Origin of the sequence: Paraburkholderia phenazinium (assembly GCF_900141745.1) — a bacterium.
GTDB classification, from domain to species: domain Bacteria; phylum Pseudomonadota; class Gammaproteobacteria; order Burkholderiales; family Burkholderiaceae; genus Paraburkholderia; species Paraburkholderia phenazinium_B.
Genome location: NZ_FSRM01000001.1, coordinates 1,251,844 through 1,267,821 on the forward strand (window position 1 = coordinate 1,251,844; position 15,978 = coordinate 1,267,821).

The window sequence follows — 15,978 nt, forward strand, 5'->3', positions numbered from 1 at the left end:
TCACGCGACGTAGCGCGCAACACTGACGAATTGACACAGACTGCCCGCCAGTACGAACAGGTGCCAGATACCATGTCCGTGCCGGATGCGCTCGTCGTTGATGAAGAAGTAGATGCCGACGCTGTAGATGATCCCGCCGGCCACGAGCCATGCGGTGCCCGCAGCCGGTAATGCTTCGACCAGCGGACGAATGGCAACGAGCGCGAGCCATCCCATCAAGACATACAGCACCATCGATACGCTACGGGTGCGTCGCCCGAGCGTGAGTTCCTGCACGATACCGAGGGCCGCAAGGCCCCAGCTCACCCCGAACAGGGACCAGCCCCACGGTCCACGCAGCGTAACCAGCGTGAACGGCGTGTAGCTGCCGGCGATCAGCAGGTAGATCGCCGAATGATCGCATTTCTGCAGGACCGCCTTGAAGCGCGGATTGCGCACGCTGTGGTACAGGGTGGAGATAGCATACAGCACCAGCAGCATGGCGCCATAAACGCTGAAACTGACGACCTTGTACGCGTCGCCCTGCAGCGCGCCCATCGTGACGAGCGTAGCCAGTCCCGCCACCGACAATACAGCGCCGACGAGGTGGGTAATGCTGTTGAAACGCTCACCGACATGCACGACATCTTCTCCTGCTGGGTTCAATACGCCATTGTGCACGTACTGGCTAACCCTGGTCCTAAAAAACGAAGGGCGCGGCCGCGGTTTCCCGCCAGCCGCGCCCTCCTTGTCTCGTGCGCCGCCTAGTCGAGCGGCGCTGAGCGCAGATCCGACACCTGTTGCGGCGACACCGCCGTACCGTGGTTACCCCACGACATACGGATATAGGTGACCACAGCAGCGACTTCCTGGTTCGACAGCGACTGCGCGAACGGCGGCATGCCATACGGCTTCGGATTGCCCTCCGTGCTCGGCGGGAAGCCGCCGTTCAACACCATGCGGATCGGGTTCACAGCCGACGGCATCTGGATCGACTGGTTGTTGGCAAGCGGCGGGAAATTCGGCGGTTGGCCGAGACCGTTTGCCTCGTGGCACTTCGCGCAGTTGTCGGTATATACCTTCTGACCTTGCTGCAGCAGTTGTGTGCCGAACTGAGCCGAAGTTTCCAGCTGCAGGTTTTCCGGCGCTTCGCTCTTCTGCGGGATGGTCTTCAGATACGTCGACATCGCCTGGATGTCTTCGTCCGACATGTATTGCAAGCTGTTGTGAACCACTTCAGCCATCGGGCCGAACACCGCGCCGCGTTGCGACACGCCGTTCTTCAGCAGCGCCTGGATGTCCTTGATGTCCCAGTCGCCCAGACCCGCTTCCTTGTTCGACGTCAGCGACGGTGCGTACCAGTTCTGCAGCGGAATCAGGCCGCCCGCAAAGGCCGCCGAATTGACCGGGCCGCCCATGGCGTTGATCGAGGTGTGGCACATGCCACAGTGGCCGAGGCCTTCGATCAGGTAAGCGCCGCGGTTCCATTCGACTGATTTGGTCGGATCCGGCTTGTACTCGCCTTCACGGAAGAACAGCGTGCGCCAGCCAATCAGCAGGTTGCGGTTGTTGAACGGGAATTTCAGTTCGTGCGGACGGCTCGGCACGTTGACCGGCGGAACCGAGCGCAGGAAGGCGTAGATCGCGTCCGAGTCGGCGCGCGACACCTTCGTGTAGCTCGTGAACGGGAAGCCCGGGTACAGCAGGCTGCCGTCCTTCGAACGGCCCGTGTGCATGGCGCGGTAGAAGTCGTCCTGGCTCCACTTGCCGATGCCGTACTGGTCGTCAGGCGTGATGTTCGGCGTGAACATCGTGCCGAACGGCGTGGCCATGGGCAGGCCACCGGCGAATTCCTTGCCGCCGCGCACCGTGTGGCAGGCAATACAGTCGCCGGCGCGGGCGAGGTACTCGCCCTTCTTGATCAGTTCCGCCTGGTCGGCCGGTGTGGCGGCCATGGCGGTGCCGTTGTGCAGGTTGTCGCCGCCCGACCACAGGACGGGAACGAGGGCAGCGGCCGCAGCCACGACAACTGCCGAAAGGGCGAACAAAGACTTGCGTTTCATTTGATTGTCTCTCCCGGTGCCTTATTGCGGTTCGCTGCCGCAGGCAAGCGGAGTCTTCATCGAGCGGGCCGGAGCCGGCACGGGGTTTTGCGGAGCCGTCTGCGTGGACAACCATGAAGCGACGGCATTCACGTCATCATCGGTCAAGCGGGTAGCAATCTCGTGCATGCAGTCAGGCGCAATGGCATGACGCGAACCGGAACGCCAGCCGCCCAGCTGCGCGCTGATGTAATCAGCATGCAGACCGACCAGACCCGGGATAGCCGGCTGCATACCGGTCAGCGCCTTGCCATGACAGGCGGCGCAGGCCGGAATCTGCCGCGATGCGTCGCCGTGCAGCACGATGTCCTGGCCGCGCGCCAGCGTATCCGACGACACCGTGGGCTTGCCCGGCGGCGGGTACGGCGGCCGTTGCTGCGAGAAGTACGTCGCGATCTGATGAAGGTAGTCGTCCGAGAGGTACGTGACGAGGTAGTTCATGGGCGGATACTTGCGGCGCCCTTCGCGGAAATTCTGCAGCTGGTTGAACAGATAGTCAGCCGGCTTGCCCGCGAGGCGTGGGAAGTAGTCGTTGTCCGTGCCCTGACCGTGTGTGCCGTGGCATGCCGCGCAGGCCTGCACGCGCGCTTCCATCGTGTCCGGGGTCGTCGGTTGAGTCTGCGCTTTCGCAGCGCTATAGACGCCTGCAGCGCCGATCAGCAGAAGGGCAAGCAGCGGGCGGAAAATGCGTCTTGAAGACACGCGTAACTCCATCAGATTCGGGGACCCGACCGGGCTTCGGACGGCTCGGCTTGGGGGCAGTGGGGCTGCGGCGACGCAGCATTCTATCATCGATGGGTAATGGTGACTATTTGGCACGGGCGAGCCCCGTTCCTCCTCGTAAAAGCTGTTAAGACAGTTTGACATAGTGTGCGTTTGGCTATATCTAACCTGCTTTTCTGGATCGGTTGCCGCGTCCTTCACTGATGCTTTCGCTGCGCGAGCGTGTAACCAGGTTGAACCCACACGCATGCAGACCATCGAAGCGTACACTCCCGGGGCGCCGGTGTCTTGCTGCGGCGCGTGCAACCCTTCCCTCTGTATTTTCCACAAGCCATTCGCCTTTCATGAAGCTATCCGATTTCTCCCGCCCTGCCCTCGACGGCCTCCCCACCCACGACACTGACGCGTTTACGGCCAAATGAGAGTAGACGGATTGTGGATCGGGCAGGTCGCCATGGCCGCGCTCATGAACGTCGCGTTTGCATTTGCAGTCGGTTCAGCGTTGCTCGGCGCGTGGCTTGCGAAGGATGCCCAGGTCAAAGTTTCGCCGGCGCGGCCGGCCTGGTTGCGTGCGCAGCGCTCGATGCTGACGGCGTGCGTCGTGCTGGTCCTCGCCGACCTCGGCTGGTTGTTGTACCAGTCCGCGGCGATGAGCGGCAGTGCGTTGCCGCAGGCCTTCAGCGTCATCCCAACCGTGCTTTCGCAGACGCACATCGGCTATGCGTGGAGCGTTGCGTTTATCGGCGCGCTGGTGCTGCTGCTGACCGCGATGTCGTCGCACGCGAGCACGCTGCGTAATGCGCTGCTGTGGCTCGCGGTGATTGCGATCGCCGCCGGCAAGGCGTCGCTCGGGCATGCGGCCGATGCCGGTCCGGCGTCCGCGGCCATCGGCGTGCATACGTTGCATGTGCTTGCCACCAGCGTATGGGGCGGACTGGTCGTGACGGCTGGCCTCGCGGTGTTGCCGGCGTTGGGCACTTCGACCGCGCGCGGTATGTTGATCCGTACCGCTATGCAGATCTCGAACGTGTCGCTGGTTGCGGTCGCGTTCGTGCTGCTGACGGGGATCTTCAATACCGTGCGGGTCTCGGGCGGATCGTTCGAGGCAATCGAGATCAGCACATGGGGACACGTACTGACGCTCAAGCTGGCGCTGGTTGCTCTGGCGCTCGTGCTCGGCGGCCTGAATCGCTTCCTGGCCCTGCCGCGGCTGCGCCGCACCGCGTCGACGATGGACGCTCACACCTTCACCAACGTGCTTTACCTCGAAGCGCTGGCAATGATCGGCGTGTTCATTGCGGCCGCTGCGTTGTCGAACAGCGTGCCGGCCTTCGTCCCGCTCGGCTGAGCGGTCGCTGGGAGGGCGCGAAGTACCCGTCCACGGTGGGCGCCACGTAAAAAAACGCCGCACAGCAAGCCTGTGCGGCGTGAACACACGCGGTCGCCCGGCAGGAGCCGGTTGCCCCGGTACTGCCCGTTAAGCGGCGAGCGCTTTCGGCACTCGCTCCAGCATGGTTTCAGGGAACATCTCCTGACGCAGTTCGCCGTCGTCGTCGAACCACTGGCAGATCAGCCACGTGCCCGGTGCAAATACGACCGGCCCCACCCACGTGGCGGTCATCGGACGGCCACCCGATTTGAGCGTCAGCACATCGCCGCCGCGGTACGTCGTTCGTTTTGGTAGAAACATCGCTTTCATCACTTCGGTCTTCCAATCAGTTCGTCGCGTCGGCTGCTTCGGGCGGTGCGGGCGCTTAGTCGTCCGCGGACTTGGCCCGTTTCATTTTTGAATCGGCGCGACTTATTCGTAGCCCAGCTTGTGACCGAGGATCGGCGCGCAGAACAGCGCGATCGCGCAGCCACTCGCCTTGCCTTCGAGCTCGGCGCCGGCGGCATGCGAGCCATAGAGTTGGGTCAGCAAATCGAACAGTTGCGGCGCGCAGTAAATGACCGCTGCAGCGATGAAACACTTCTCCACCGTCGAGATGCGCCAGCCGCGTTGGAATGCCATGACCGCACCGATTACCCGCAGTACGCCGAACACCACCAGCGCGCCCACAGCTGCTTGTTCGCGGATCAAATAGTCAGGAAGAAATTCGCCCATGATTGCCCTCTCGCATCGTCTTTGACTGCTAAAAAGCAAGGAGTGGGCCAAGCGGGAAATGCGGTTGTGGCGGGAGAGCTGAAAGCCTATACCAGAAAGGCTTTCAGGCGAGTCGGTGGGATGCGCGGAGGTGCGTGGAAGGCGCTTTTAAAGCGATTCGGTCCGGGATGTTACGTAACTGAGACTCTTGCGTTCGCTAGCGCACGTAACGTCGCCGGAGGTGTCTCATCCGCCTAGCGGATCCGTTCGATGCGGCCGACCAGAAACAAATACGACAGCGCGCCCACCACGCCGACCGCGCTCATGAAAACGAGCGCCGGCGCGAAGTCGTTGCCCTTGACGAGCAGGCCGATCACGATCGGCACGCAGATCGACGACAGGTTGCCCATCAGGTTGAACATGCCGCCGGTGAGTCCGAGCAGTTCTTTTTTCGCCATGGATGAGACAAGCACCCAGGTGATCGACGAAAAGCCGCTGCCGAAAAAAGCGATGGCCATGAAGAGGATGACCATCGAGGGACTGTCGACAAAGTTCGCGCCGACAATCGCCGTGGACAGCAGCAAGCCCGTGACGATGGGCACCTTGCGCGCGACCGTAGCCGACACACCGCGGCGGATCATGGCGTCGGAGATCAGGCCGGAGGCCAGAATGCCGACGAAAGCGGCGAGAAACGGCACGGCGGCCATGAAGCCGGCTTTCAGAAAGTCCATGTGACGGTATTTGACGAGGTAGGTGGGAAACCACGTCAGAAAGAACCACAGCGTCGAAGTCACGGCGATCTGGCCGATATAGATGCCCCAGAGTTTGCGGTTACCGAGCACGGCACGCCAGTCGGCCGAGTTGTATCGTGCGCGAGACACGCTGGCGCTGCTGAGTTCGACGAGGCCGCCGCCCCGGCGGATCGTGTCGAGTTCCGCCTCGTTGATCCCGGCTGCTTCGGACGGCTCGCGATACAGCGCGTACCAGATGAGCGCCCACACCACGCCGATGAGTCCCGTCAGGATGAACATGCCGTGCCAGCCGAAGTGCTGCTGGGTGAGGACGAGCGCGGGCGTCAGGAAGGCGAGGCCAACGTACTGGCCGGAGGTGTAGACGGCAATGGCGCGCGCCCGCTCGCTGTCGGGGAACCAGGTGGTGACGATGCGGTTGAGCGTCGGATAGGCCGGCGCCTCGAGCACGCCGAGCAGCACGCGCAGCGACAGTAGCAGCGCAAAGGCGCTGGCAAAGCCCTGCAGGACGGTGGCAATCGACCACAGTCCGATGATCAGCGCCATCATCAGCCGGGGCCGCGCGCGGTCCACCAGCATGCCGCCGGGAATCTGCAGCAAGGCGTACGACCAGCCGAAGGCCGAGAACACCAGCCCCATGTGGGCCGGGTCGAGCTGCAGATCTTGCGCGATGGCGGTGGCCGCGATCGACAGGTTGCTGCGGTCCAGATAGGTAATGACGACGGTGATGAACAGCATGACCAGCAGGCGGTGGCGTTTGCCGGTCGCCTGGGTTTCGAATGTGGATGTCTCCACCACGACTCCTTTTTACAATGGCCGGTTTATGGCTCGTGCTTCAGATCTCGCCTGAAGCAAAAACGCCGCCCGCAGGCGGCGTTTCATCGGATCAGCGGCTTACCATTCGGCGACGCTGCCGTCCGTATGACGCCACACCGGATTGCGCCAGCGGTGACCGACCTTCGCCATCTCGCGGACCTTCTCCTCATTGACCTCGATACCGAGTCCCGGGCCTTGCGGAATCGACACGAAGCCGTCTTCGTATTTGAAGACCTCGGGATTCTTGATGTAGTCGAGCAGGTCGTTGCCCTGGTTGTAGTGGATGCCCAGGCTCTGTTCCTGGATGAACGCGTTATAGCTAACCGCGTCGATCTGCAGGCAGGTGGCAAGGGCGATCGGGCCAAGCGGGCAGTGCAGCGCGAGCGCGACGTCATACGCTTCGGCCATCGACGCAATCTTGCGGCACTCGGTAATGCCGCCCGCGTGCGAGGCGTCCGGCTGGATGATGTCGACGTAGCCGCCCGCCAGAATGTGCTTGAAATCCCAACGCGAGTAGAGACGCTCGCCGAGTGCGATGGGCGTGTTGGTCTGGTTGACGATGTCGCGCAATGCCTCGGCATTCTCCGACAGCACCGGCTCTTCGATGAACAGCAGCTTGTACGGGTCGAGCTCTTTGGCGAGCACCTTCGCCATTGGCTTATGCACCCGGCCATGGAAGTCCACGCCGATGCCGATGTTCGGCCCCACGGCTTCGCGCACGGCTGCTACGTTATTGATGACGCCCTGCACCTTGTCGAAGGTGTCGATGATCTGCAGCTCTTCCGAACCGTTCATCTTCACGGCCTTGAAGCCGCGTTCGACTACGGCGCGCGCGTTGTTGGCGACGTCGCTCGGACGGTCGCCGCCGATCCACGAGTACACCTTGATCCTGTCGCGCACCTGTCCGCCGAGCAGCGCATGCACCGGTACGCCGTGGTGCTTGCCCTTGATGTCCCACAGCGCCTGGTCCACGCCGGCGATCGCGCTCATCGTGATCGGGCCGCCGCGGTAGAAGCCCGCGCGGTACATCACTTGCCAGTGGTCTTCGATCAGCAGCGGGTCTTTGCCGATCAGATAGTCCGACAGTTCTTCGACCGCAGCCGCGACGGTATGCGCGCGGCCTTCGACGACCGGTTCGCCCCAGCCGACGATGCCCTCATCCGTTTCGATCTTGAGGAAGCACCAGCGCGGCGGGACGATGAAGGTTTCGAGCTTGGTGATTTTCATGGTGAGCGTCTCCTGGTGGCGGCCTGGCTGCACGGGTTGTCTGCAAACGAGGCCCGTCATGGGCTGGCGAATACCGGTGGGCGCTGCTTGCTGAGGCGCACGCGTCCATCGGCGCGATATCTGAGGAGTCACATCCTACAACAAAATCGCCTTTAAGTACTATTAATAGTACTATTGACGCCAAGCATACGGTCGCCGGGCGCGCTGGATTTACCGTTGGGATGCCGGATAATCGCGTTCGTTCCAAACATAAAGAGCGCCGGAAGACGGCGGGGAGAGCACCTATCCAACACGATCTGCACGGGCGTGTCGCCCAACAACTGGCCACCGCCATTCTGCGCGGCGACTATGCGCCGGAAACCATCCTGCCGCGCGAAGCCGAGTTGATGGAGACATTCGGCGTGAGCCGCACGGTGCTGCGCGAAGCGCTGCGCACGCTGACGTCCAAAGGGCTGATCGAGTCGCGTCCGCGGGTCGGCACGCGGGTGCGGCCGCGGCATGCGTGGAATCTGCTCGATGTCGACGTGCTCGACTGGTATTCGCGCGTCGCGGAGCCGATGACGTTCGCGCTCAAGTTGCAGGAAATGCGCGAGATGATCGAGCCTTATGCCGCAGCGTTAGCTGCCGCTTCGCACAGTCCGGAGACTTTCGATGCACTCGAAACGGCGCACGCGGCGATGGTGGCCGCGCGTAACGTCGACGAATGGGTGCGGGCCGATCTGCGCTTTCACATCAGCGTGCTGGCCGCGTGCAGCAACGAATTGCTGATTCCGCTGGGCACGCTGATCGAGCGCACGCTGGAAGCGCAGTTGCGACTGAATGCGAAGCGGGCGGAGGTCTATAACGCCTCGTTGGCTGAACATACTGCCGTGTTCGAAGCGATCCGCGCGCGTGATGCGATAGCAGCGCAGCTGGCCATGGCGGGTTTGCTCGGCGTTACGCGGCGGCGGATCGAAGGCTGAGCGGTGAGTCGCTAATCTTCGGGGCCGCGCAGCCAGGCCGTCGCGTCAATCCATCGCCGCGTGCGCCACCGTCGCATCCGGCACCTTGCGCGCCGGCCGAATCAGCAGCAACAGCGGAACGACCAGCAGCGTCGCCACGAACATCAGCTTGAAATCGTTCAGATACGCGATCATCGCCGCTTGCTGCGTGATTGAAACGTTCATCGCCGCGAGGTCGTACGCCGATCCGCTTTCGAGCATCGGTCGCATGAGTGGATTGAAGAGGTTGACGTTCGCGGCGAGATCCGAATGCGCGACTTGCGTGCCGCGCGTCATTAACGTCTGCACGATCGAAATGCCGATACTGCTGCCGATATTGCGCATCAGGCTATACGTGGCTGTGCCATCTGCGCGCAGCTGTGGCGTGAGAGTGGAAAACGTCAGCGCGCTCAGCGGCACGAAGACGAGGCCGAGCCCGAATCCCTGAATGACGCCCGGCCATACGATATCCGACGCGGAGAGCACGATCGTGTAGTGCATCATCTGCCACAGCGCGAACGCAGAAATGAGGAATCCTGAGAGCAGCAGCAGGCGCGCGTCGATCCGTTTGAGCAGACGTCCCGCAAACAGCATGGCGATCATCGTGCCAGCGCCGCTTGGCGCCGTGACCAGGCCGGTCGTCGCGACCGGATAGTTCATGAGCGTCTGCAACATCGGCGGCAGCAGCGCGCGCGTGGCGTACATCACCGCGCCTATCACGAAGATAAAGAACGTGCCGGTGGCGAAGTTGCGGTCTTTCAGTAACTCGGACTTGAAGAACGATGTCTTGCCGACTGTCGCCGTGTGCACCAGAAAGAACGCAAAACTGATGGACGCAAGCAATGCCTCAGTGACGATTTCATTCGAGCCGAACCAGTCGAGTTGCTCGCCCCGATCGAGCATCGCCTGCAGTGCACCGATCGCAAGCGCGAGTGTCGCGAAGCCGAAGGCGTCGAACTTCACGTCGTGGCGGGGTTCCTTGCTCGGCAGAAACGTCAGGACGCCGAACAGCGCGAAAGCGCCGATCGGCAGGTTGATGAAGAAAACCCAGCGCCAGTTATAGCTGTCGGTCAGCCAACCGCCGAGCGTCGGCCCGAGAATCGGACCGACCATCACGCCCATGCCCCACACCGCCATCGCCTGACCTTGCTTCTCGCGCGGATTGATGTCGAGCAGGATCGACTGCGACAGCGGCACCAGCGACGCGCCGAAAATACCTTGTAGCAGGCGCGAGGCGACGATCTCGGTCAGCGTTTCCGACATGCCGCACAACGCCGAGGCTATTGTGAAGCCCGCGATGGAAAAGGCCAGCAGCCGTTTGACGCTGAACCGGTCGGACAGCCAGCCGGTCAGCGGCGTGGCAATGGCGGCGGCGACGATGTACGAGGTCAGCACCCACGTGATTTCGTCCTGCGAGGCGGACAGCGTGCCCTGCATGTGCGGCAGCGCCACGTTGGCAATGGTGCTGTCGAGCGTCTGCATCAGGGTGGCGAGCATGATCGAGACGGTGATCATGGGCCGGTTAAGCGCGGCGGTACTGCTCCCTGACGAGGTTTCTGCAGACATGGACGGACGATTGGGCTACGCGGAGAAAGATAGTAAGCATGCTTAGTATAATGGAGCACACACTACGCGACTACTAGGAACAGTACGAGGACGGCCGTCTATAGGCAGGTACCGGACTGCTGTTCGCCGCCCGTTTAGCTCCTGCTTTCGTATAATCGCGCGATGGAAAAAGCCCAATTCGAAGAGCGTTTCGGCTTCTTGATTTCGGACGTTGGCCGCCTGTGCGGCAAGCGCTTCGACGACCTCGCCAAGTCGACTGTCGATCTGACCCGCGCGCAAGCCCGCGCCCTCGCGTATCTCGCGCACTATGGCGACGTCAACCAGGCGCGCCTCGCGGATCTGCTCGAAGTCGCGCCGATCTCAGCCGGACGCCTGCTGGACCGCATGGAAGAGGGTGGCTGGATCCAGCGTTGGAGCAATCCCGAGGATCGCCGCGAGCGTCAGGTACGGATGACGCCCAAGGCGGAGCGGGCGCTCGGCAAGGCCCGCAAGGTGGGCGACGAAGTGGCGGCGGAGGGCCTGAGCGGCTTCAGCGATGAGGAGGCCAGACAGTTCATCGCGCTGCTGCAGCGGGTGCGTGGCAATCTCAGCCGGATTGTGGACCGGTAGGCGGCCATTGAAAGACGCCCTTGATCCCGTCAGGCGCTCGCGATCCGGTTCAGACCGGAGTCGCCGCGTCAATTCCAGAGTTTCCTTGGCGCCGGCTGCCAGCGCGAAGGTGCCGGCGCTGCGATTGTCGTGGCGTGGTGAGGGCTCGCCAGACGCTTCGCCAATAACGTATCGATGGTTGACTCAAGCGTATTCAGTTCAACTGGCTTTGGAAGAAACACAGTCCATAACGCCGATTTTTCCGCGGGCGGAGTCTGCCCCGACGACATCACAACCGGAATCTGGGCGAGCGCCGGATAAAACTTTAGCCGTCGGCACAGTTCGACGCCATCCGTGCCCGGCATGTTCCAGTCTGTCACGATCAAATCGGGGAGGCATCGGCTCGCCTTGTCCAGCGCCGCTTTGCCGTCCTCCGCGAGGATCACGTGGTGGCCGTGTCCCTCGAGCGCCAGTTGAAGCAGCCAGAGCGAATCGACGTCATCGTCGACGAGGAGAATGGTAGACATAGGTCGAAAAAGTCAGGAGTCTTCTGCTTTTCCGCAACAACCATGCCGCCCGGGCGGCGCCTAGGTTGCCGGGCGATCCCCGCCTGCTTCTGCGACGAGGCGCGTCAGCTGGTCCATCGACACGGGCTTGGTCACGTGTGCGTCAAAGCCCGCTTCGGCGGCTTTTTTCTTGTCCGCGTCGCCGGCGTATCCGGTGAGCGCGATCAGCCGCGTGTTCGCCAACGCCGGGTTGCTGCGCAGCAGCTGCACGAGATGCATGCCGCTCATGTCCGGCATGGAGACGTCGATCAAAGCCACGTCGGGGATAAACGTTTCAACCACGGCCAATGCGTCCGCGCCGCTGTACGCAGTGCGGACGCCGTGCCCGTCCAGCTCGAGCAGCATGGCCAGGGCGTCGATTGCGTCTGCCTGGTCGTCAACGAGAAGGATCTGTTTTGTTTGCGCCATGTATTAAGGTCTGGTTCTCATGAAATGGCTTAGCGCCAAAGCTTTTGCATCAATGCGAGGAGTGCCACCGGGGCCGTACCTTTGCGGCAGTAGCCATCGAAGTTGTGGCGCGCTTTTCCCGTTTCGCGGACATGGTCGTCGTCAAGCGAGGTAAAAGCCACGATCCCGAGGTTGGTCGTCGGCAGATACGTGCGTAACGCCTCGGCGGTTTCAAAACCGTCGCGCTCCGGCATCATGATGTCGAGCACGACTACGTCGGGAACCCAGTCCTTTACGCAGCGCAACGCTTCTCCACAACCATTGGCAGTACGTGTTTCCACACCTTCGTACGACAGATAGACGGCTAGGGCCTCGGCCGCTTCAGGGTTATCGTCGACCACCAGCACGCGTGGTACGGCGTTCAGGAGACGAAGCTTGCGAGCGCTCCAGGTTTGGCACGGAGAGTGGAGTTGGGACAATTTCGACCGCCTTTAAAACGTTGACTGTCGACGAGCAGCAAGCCGCATGCCACATCAAGATCGGTCACCCTTACATAGCCCCTCGACAGTAGTCAGAAACATTTGCATAGGAGCGGGCTTTTGCAGGCAGGCATTCCAGGTCTGTACTTCTTCGGCACGCGGCGGCGCGGCCGAATGGACGAGAATAGGCAGATGCCCCAGCTCAGGGTGGGCTTTCAATTGACGGCACAACTCCGCACCGCCCATCAGCGGCATCATCCAGTCGGTGATCACGAGATCGGGGATGCGGACTTTCAGGTGATCGAGGGCTTCCAGACCGTTGCGCGCACAACATACCGCGTATCCTTCGTGGACCAGAATAGCCTGCCATGCGGCGAGCATGTCCGGGTCGTCATCCACAAGCAAGATTGAGTGCATTCGCGACTGCCGGTTTGTGAGCATGGGTTGGGCCGTATTAGCGCATGCAAAAGTCGTTCCATTGTTTGCGGTGCGTCATAATGGGCGAGCGATCAGTTGGCGCAAGGCTGCGAGGTCGACGGTCAACGCCCGCGCCGTAACCGGTTGCGCGATGACGGCCACGGGCGCGAAGCCGCGCGGAAGTCGTACGGATGAGCCACAGCGCTTACCGCCTAAACTGTTTGACCCGGTAGAAGCAGATTCCTGTTGTAGAAACGATCTTCACTGAGTGGCCGTTATGACCGATACACCTACCGGGCCCCTGCGCGGGTTCGCAAATTATCTTCGCCGCGAGCGGCTTCGCCTGACCAACCAATGGATGAAGGCGGTCTTCGGCGACGCCGATCTGGTCGAAGCCGACAAGCTGACGTATGAACAGCTTGCCGACCACCTTCCGGAAATTCTCGACGCGCTGTGTCTAGCCCTCGAAGCCGAAGATCTCGAGAAAGTGGAGCCGGCAATCGAGCGTGACGCGCGAATGCACGGCATGGTGCGCTGGCGCCAGGGATACCGGATCGAAGAACTGGTGCGCGAACTCGACCTGTTTCACCAGACGCTGATCGACGCTCTCGATGCGTTCGCGGAGACCGAAAGCGCCTTCACGCGCCGCCATGAGAAACGAGCGGGTCGCCTGATTGCAGAGGCATTGAGTCTCGTCACCTTGATGTCGATACGCGAGGTGGTCAACGAACGCGACCGGAAAATCGACGAGTACACCGGCAAGCTTGAACGCGCGAATCACGAATTGAAGTTCAATCAGCGGCTGGTTAGTGATCTGCATGAATCGCGGATGCAAATCACCCGCAGCGTTGTGCATGACCTGCGTAATTTTCTGAACGCGTTTTCGGTTGCTCTGGCGCTGATCGAACGGGCACCTGCGAAGGCGGAAGCTGCGTTGACGTTGGCCAATCGCCAGGCGGCGGATATGAAGCAACTGGTCGACCAGATGGTGGAGTACTCGGTCGTGCTGGGGGATAGCAGTCCGCTCGCCGTCGAGCCATTCGACTTGAGAGGGCTGTTCGATGAGCTGGTGATATCGTCGAGACCCGCTATCGAGGCAAAGCGCCTGCGTCTGCTTACCGCGTTCGACGCGTCGCTGGCGCCGGTGATTTCGAATCGCCTGAAGCTGAAACAGGTTGCACTCAACCTGCTGTCGAATGCGACCAAGTACACGGCGGCCGGTGAGATAGAACTCGCCATGACCCGCGTGGGAGACGGGCATTGGTCCATTCGTGTCTCCGATACGGGTATCGGGATTGCGCCTTCGGATGCGGACCGGGTGTTCGATGAATTTGAGCGCGCCGCCGGCGACGATATTCCTGGCACAGGACTGGGACTCGCAATCGTCAAGGAGCTTTGCCGCGTGTTGCATGGACAAATCCATTTCGAGTCGCGCGAAGGGCGCGGGACGACGTTTGAGATCCGATTTCCATTTGAACTCGAGGTGGTGAGCTAAGCCGTCGTAACGTCGCTATTTTCGCGGAACATTCTGCTCCCTCGTCAGGGTTCGACAAGGGACAACTGTGAAGCGATGGGTTATCCGTATTGCATCGGCGTTTGCCGTGCTGATCGCATTCATCGTTGTGACGGGGAGCGCCTATGAGTTTCGGCGGCGACATCAAGCTCGCCAGGAGTTTCCTCCGCCATGCAGCCGTTCTCCGAAGAGGAACTTCAGCAGATGAAGATAAGTGCGGCGCAGGGTGCCAAGGACAGGGCGATCTGGAAGCAGATGCAGGATGATGAAGCGACGTGGCGTCCAGAAGCCAGCATCAACTGGTCTACGACTCCAGCCACTACATCCAGTTTCACAGGCCCGATCTGGTGATCAATGCAGTGCTGTCGGTTGTCGATAAGGTGCGTGCGGATACCGCTCACTTGACTGACGATGCGCTTCGCTTAAACGGCAGGAATACGTGTCGCGCTAACGTCAACATTGTCAAAATTTTTGATTGACAAGCTATTCCATGCAATAGAAACTTCATGACATGAACACGCCAGCCCTTATCGCCATCGCGATTAAACACCGAATGATCACCGTATGGGGTAGATCATCGGGGGCGTGTGCGCGTTAGCCAGTAAGCAGTAACGCAAGTCACAAGGCCTCGCCGGAAACGGATGGGGCCTTTTTCTTTTGGTGGCTTCTCCGTCAGTCGGCTCAATCGACGGAGATGACCATGCAACACGCTAACCCGCAGTTCGATTGCTCCCAGTTATCCGGTGATCATGATGCCGTGCGTGAGACGTACGCGCCGCGGATGGTGATTCACCTGAGTCTCGTGCCACGGCAGACCGTGTCATGGCGGGTCGTCGCGGACTGCGAGGTCCGCGCACACGGCTCGCGTGTGTGGCTCACGCGCATTTTTTCCCCGCACGACTATTGGATGCAGGTTGGCGACGTGATTCGGATCGCGCGCGGGGAGCGCATCTGGCTGAGCGCCGATGGTGACCGGCCGGTGGAAGTCACTTTGACGAGCGAGTATGTCGAGCGAAGGCGATTGTTAAGGCGAAGACCTTTGCGGTGGTTGCGGCGGCTTTTGGATATTTTGTTGCCGCTGGCCAGGTAGGGGTGCTGACGTCAAATTGTGGAAGCGGTCGCGACATACTAAATAGGAATGCGAAATGAATAAGAGTGTTCAGAAACAAGTGATGGATCAGGCTGCGCCCCTGAAGGCGCGGCTCATTTCCGAGGTGGGATGGCAATGGATGGTGGGGATCGCCAACATGCTGTTGATACTTGCGTTGTTCGTGTTGGCAGTTGTTAAGGCGCCGTCGAGCGTTAGGTCAAACAACACACGATGTCTGCAGCAAGTCTCCAACGAGGAGCATGTGAGTCTCGAGGCGTTTTTTCAGAATCCGATGGAGCAGGATGCGATGGTGCAGGCTATGGAGGTTTGTGCTCGATGAGGGGGTACCGGAAGCCGGTACGATGTTACCGATATTCGGTACGCAGGGCTGGTGTCCGGCTGCGATGAAGGCAGGATAACGGAGATGGGTGATTGCCATGGCGAAAGCTTGATGAGAATTCGAGCTTTCGAGTTGCTTCGCCACGCGGAAAACGAAAAGCCCCGACGAGTCGGGGCTTTAGTAAAACTGGTGGCGAATCAGGGATTCGAACCCCGGACCTGCGGATTATGATTCCGTCGCTCTAACCGGCTGAGCTAATTCGCCAAAGAAGAAGCGAGATTATGAAGATGGTCGCGGCGCCTGTCAACCCCCGCCGCGGCACGGCGTCAAACCCCGCGACCCGGCCCGAACCAGCCTGAATAAGGCTGGCCCA

The 15,978-nt window shown here is 61.2% G+C and carries 19 protein-coding genes and 1 tRNA gene; 7 read left to right on the forward strand and 13 right to left on the reverse strand.

The window, feature by feature from the left end:
* The 3 genes from trhA to BUS06_RS05875 all read right to left on the reverse strand — a co-directional run bounded on the left by trhA (position 1) and on the right by BUS06_RS05875 (position 2,795).
* Positions 1-621 carry a PAQR family membrane homeostasis protein TrhA gene (gene trhA, locus BUS06_RS05865; RefSeq protein WP_074263419.1) on the reverse strand — a complete coding sequence of 207 codons (621 nt, stop codon included), beginning with the start codon at positions 619-621 and terminating at the stop codon, positions 1-3.
* 122 nt (positions 622-743) lie between these two features.
* Positions 744-2,042 (reverse strand): c-type cytochrome, encoded by a 1,299-nt coding sequence (locus BUS06_RS05870; protein WP_074263420.1) that lies wholly within the window; start codon positions 2,040-2,042, stop codon positions 744-746.
* Between the two features lie 21 nt (positions 2,043-2,063).
* On the reverse strand, positions 2,064-2,795 hold the full coding sequence (locus BUS06_RS05875) for a c-type cytochrome (protein ID WP_074263421.1): 732 nt from the start codon (positions 2,793-2,795) through the stop codon (positions 2,064-2,066).
* Between the two features lie 427 nt (positions 2,796-3,222).
* On the opposite strand from BUS06_RS05875, the gene BUS06_RS05880 reads away from it, so the two are divergent.
* On the forward strand, positions 3,223-4,152 hold the full coding sequence (locus BUS06_RS05880) for a CopD family protein (RefSeq protein ID WP_074263422.1): 930 nt from the start codon (positions 3,223-3,225) through the stop codon (positions 4,150-4,152).
* 129 nt (positions 4,153-4,281) lie between these two features.
* On the opposite strand, the gene BUS06_RS05885 is transcribed toward BUS06_RS05880, so the two are convergent.
* The 4 genes from BUS06_RS05885 to dgoD all read right to left on the reverse strand — a co-directional run bounded on the left by BUS06_RS05885 (position 4,282) and on the right by dgoD (position 7,679).
* Positions 4,282-4,494 (reverse strand): YodC family protein, encoded by a 213-nt coding sequence (locus BUS06_RS05885; RefSeq protein ID WP_074265931.1) that lies wholly within the window; start codon positions 4,492-4,494, stop codon positions 4,282-4,284.
* 111 nt (positions 4,495-4,605) lie between these two features.
* Positions 4,606-4,908, reverse strand: a complete 303-nt coding sequence (locus BUS06_RS05890; protein WP_074263423.1) for a hypothetical protein — start codon at positions 4,906-4,908, stop codon at positions 4,606-4,608.
* A 233-nt stretch (positions 4,909-5,141) separates the two neighbouring features.
* Positions 5,142-6,374: an MFS transporter gene (locus BUS06_RS05895; RefSeq protein ID WP_083611495.1), complete on the reverse strand. Its 1,233-nt coding sequence runs from the start codon at positions 6,372-6,374 to the stop codon at positions 5,142-5,144.
* 156 nt (positions 6,375-6,530) lie between these two features.
* Positions 6,531-7,679: a galactonate dehydratase gene (gene dgoD / locus BUS06_RS05900; protein ID WP_074263425.1), complete on the reverse strand. Its 1,149-nt coding sequence runs from the start codon at positions 7,677-7,679 to the stop codon at positions 6,531-6,533.
* 221 nt (positions 7,680-7,900) lie between these two features.
* Here dgoD and BUS06_RS05905 point away from each other — a divergent pair, with 221 nt between their 5' ends.
* Positions 7,901-8,641, forward strand: a complete 741-nt coding sequence (locus BUS06_RS05905) for a FadR/GntR family transcriptional regulator (protein ID WP_083611352.1) — start codon at positions 7,901-7,903, stop codon at positions 8,639-8,641.
* Positions 8,642-8,686: 45 nt separating this feature from the next.
* Here the strand turns inward: BUS06_RS05905 and BUS06_RS05910 are convergent, their stop codons facing one another.
* A complete protein-coding gene (locus tag BUS06_RS05910) occupies positions 8,687-10,174 on the reverse strand; it encodes a DHA2 family efflux MFS transporter permease subunit (protein WP_438803535.1) in 1,488 nt (495 codons plus the stop codon).
* A gap of 213 nt (positions 10,175-10,387) precedes the next feature.
* On the opposite strand from BUS06_RS05910, the gene BUS06_RS05915 reads away from it, so the two are divergent.
* Positions 10,388-10,834 carry a MarR family winged helix-turn-helix transcriptional regulator gene (locus tag BUS06_RS05915; RefSeq protein WP_074263427.1) on the forward strand — a complete coding sequence of 149 codons (447 nt, stop codon included), beginning with the start codon at positions 10,388-10,390 and terminating at the stop codon, positions 10,832-10,834.
* A gap of 68 nt (positions 10,835-10,902) precedes the next feature.
* Here BUS06_RS05915 and BUS06_RS05920 read toward each other — a convergent pair whose 3' ends face one another.
* The 4 genes from BUS06_RS05920 to BUS06_RS05935 form a co-directional block, all read right to left on the reverse strand.
* Positions 10,903-11,340 (reverse strand): response regulator, encoded by a 438-nt coding sequence (locus BUS06_RS05920; protein WP_074263428.1) that lies wholly within the window; start codon positions 11,338-11,340, stop codon positions 10,903-10,905.
* Between the two features lie 60 nt (positions 11,341-11,400).
* Entirely contained in the window at positions 11,401-11,787 is a 387-nt protein-coding gene (locus BUS06_RS05925; protein WP_074263429.1) for a response regulator, read from the reverse strand.
* Positions 11,788-11,816: 29 nt separating this feature from the next.
* On the reverse strand, positions 11,817-12,173 hold the full coding sequence (locus tag BUS06_RS05930; protein WP_429439272.1) for a response regulator: 357 nt from the start codon (positions 12,171-12,173) through the stop codon (positions 11,817-11,819).
* 126 nt (positions 12,174-12,299) lie between these two features.
* The gene (locus BUS06_RS05935; RefSeq protein ID WP_074265933.1) at positions 12,300-12,662 is read right to left on the reverse strand and encodes a response regulator; all 363 of its coding nucleotides are present in this window, start codon (positions 12,660-12,662) and stop codon (positions 12,300-12,302) included.
* Positions 12,663-12,939: 277 nt separating this feature from the next.
* Here BUS06_RS05935 and BUS06_RS05940 point away from each other — a divergent pair, with 277 nt between their 5' ends.
* The 4 genes from BUS06_RS05940 to BUS06_RS05955 all read left to right on the forward strand — a co-directional run bounded on the left by BUS06_RS05940 (position 12,940) and on the right by BUS06_RS05955 (position 15,605).
* Positions 12,940-14,157 (forward strand): sensor histidine kinase, encoded by a 1,218-nt coding sequence (locus tag BUS06_RS05940; protein ID WP_074263431.1) that lies wholly within the window; start codon positions 12,940-12,942, stop codon positions 14,155-14,157.
* Between the two features lie 189 nt (positions 14,158-14,346).
* Complete coding sequence (locus tag BUS06_RS05945; protein ID WP_074263432.1) at positions 14,347-14,526, forward strand: hypothetical protein; 180 nt, start codon at positions 14,347-14,349, stop codon at positions 14,524-14,526.
* A 349-nt stretch (positions 14,527-14,875) separates the two neighbouring features.
* On the forward strand, positions 14,876-15,265 hold the full coding sequence (locus tag BUS06_RS05950; protein WP_074263433.1) for a DUF2917 domain-containing protein: 390 nt from the start codon (positions 14,876-14,878) through the stop codon (positions 15,263-15,265).
* A gap of 55 nt (positions 15,266-15,320) precedes the next feature.
* Entirely contained in the window at positions 15,321-15,605 is a 285-nt protein-coding gene (locus tag BUS06_RS05955; protein WP_074263434.1) for a hypothetical protein, read from the forward strand.
* A gap of 187 nt (positions 15,606-15,792) precedes the next feature.
* Here BUS06_RS05955 and BUS06_RS05960 read toward each other — a convergent pair.
* Positions 15,793-15,869, reverse strand: a tRNA-Met gene (locus BUS06_RS05960).
* Positions 15,870-15,978: the final 109 nt, after the last annotated feature.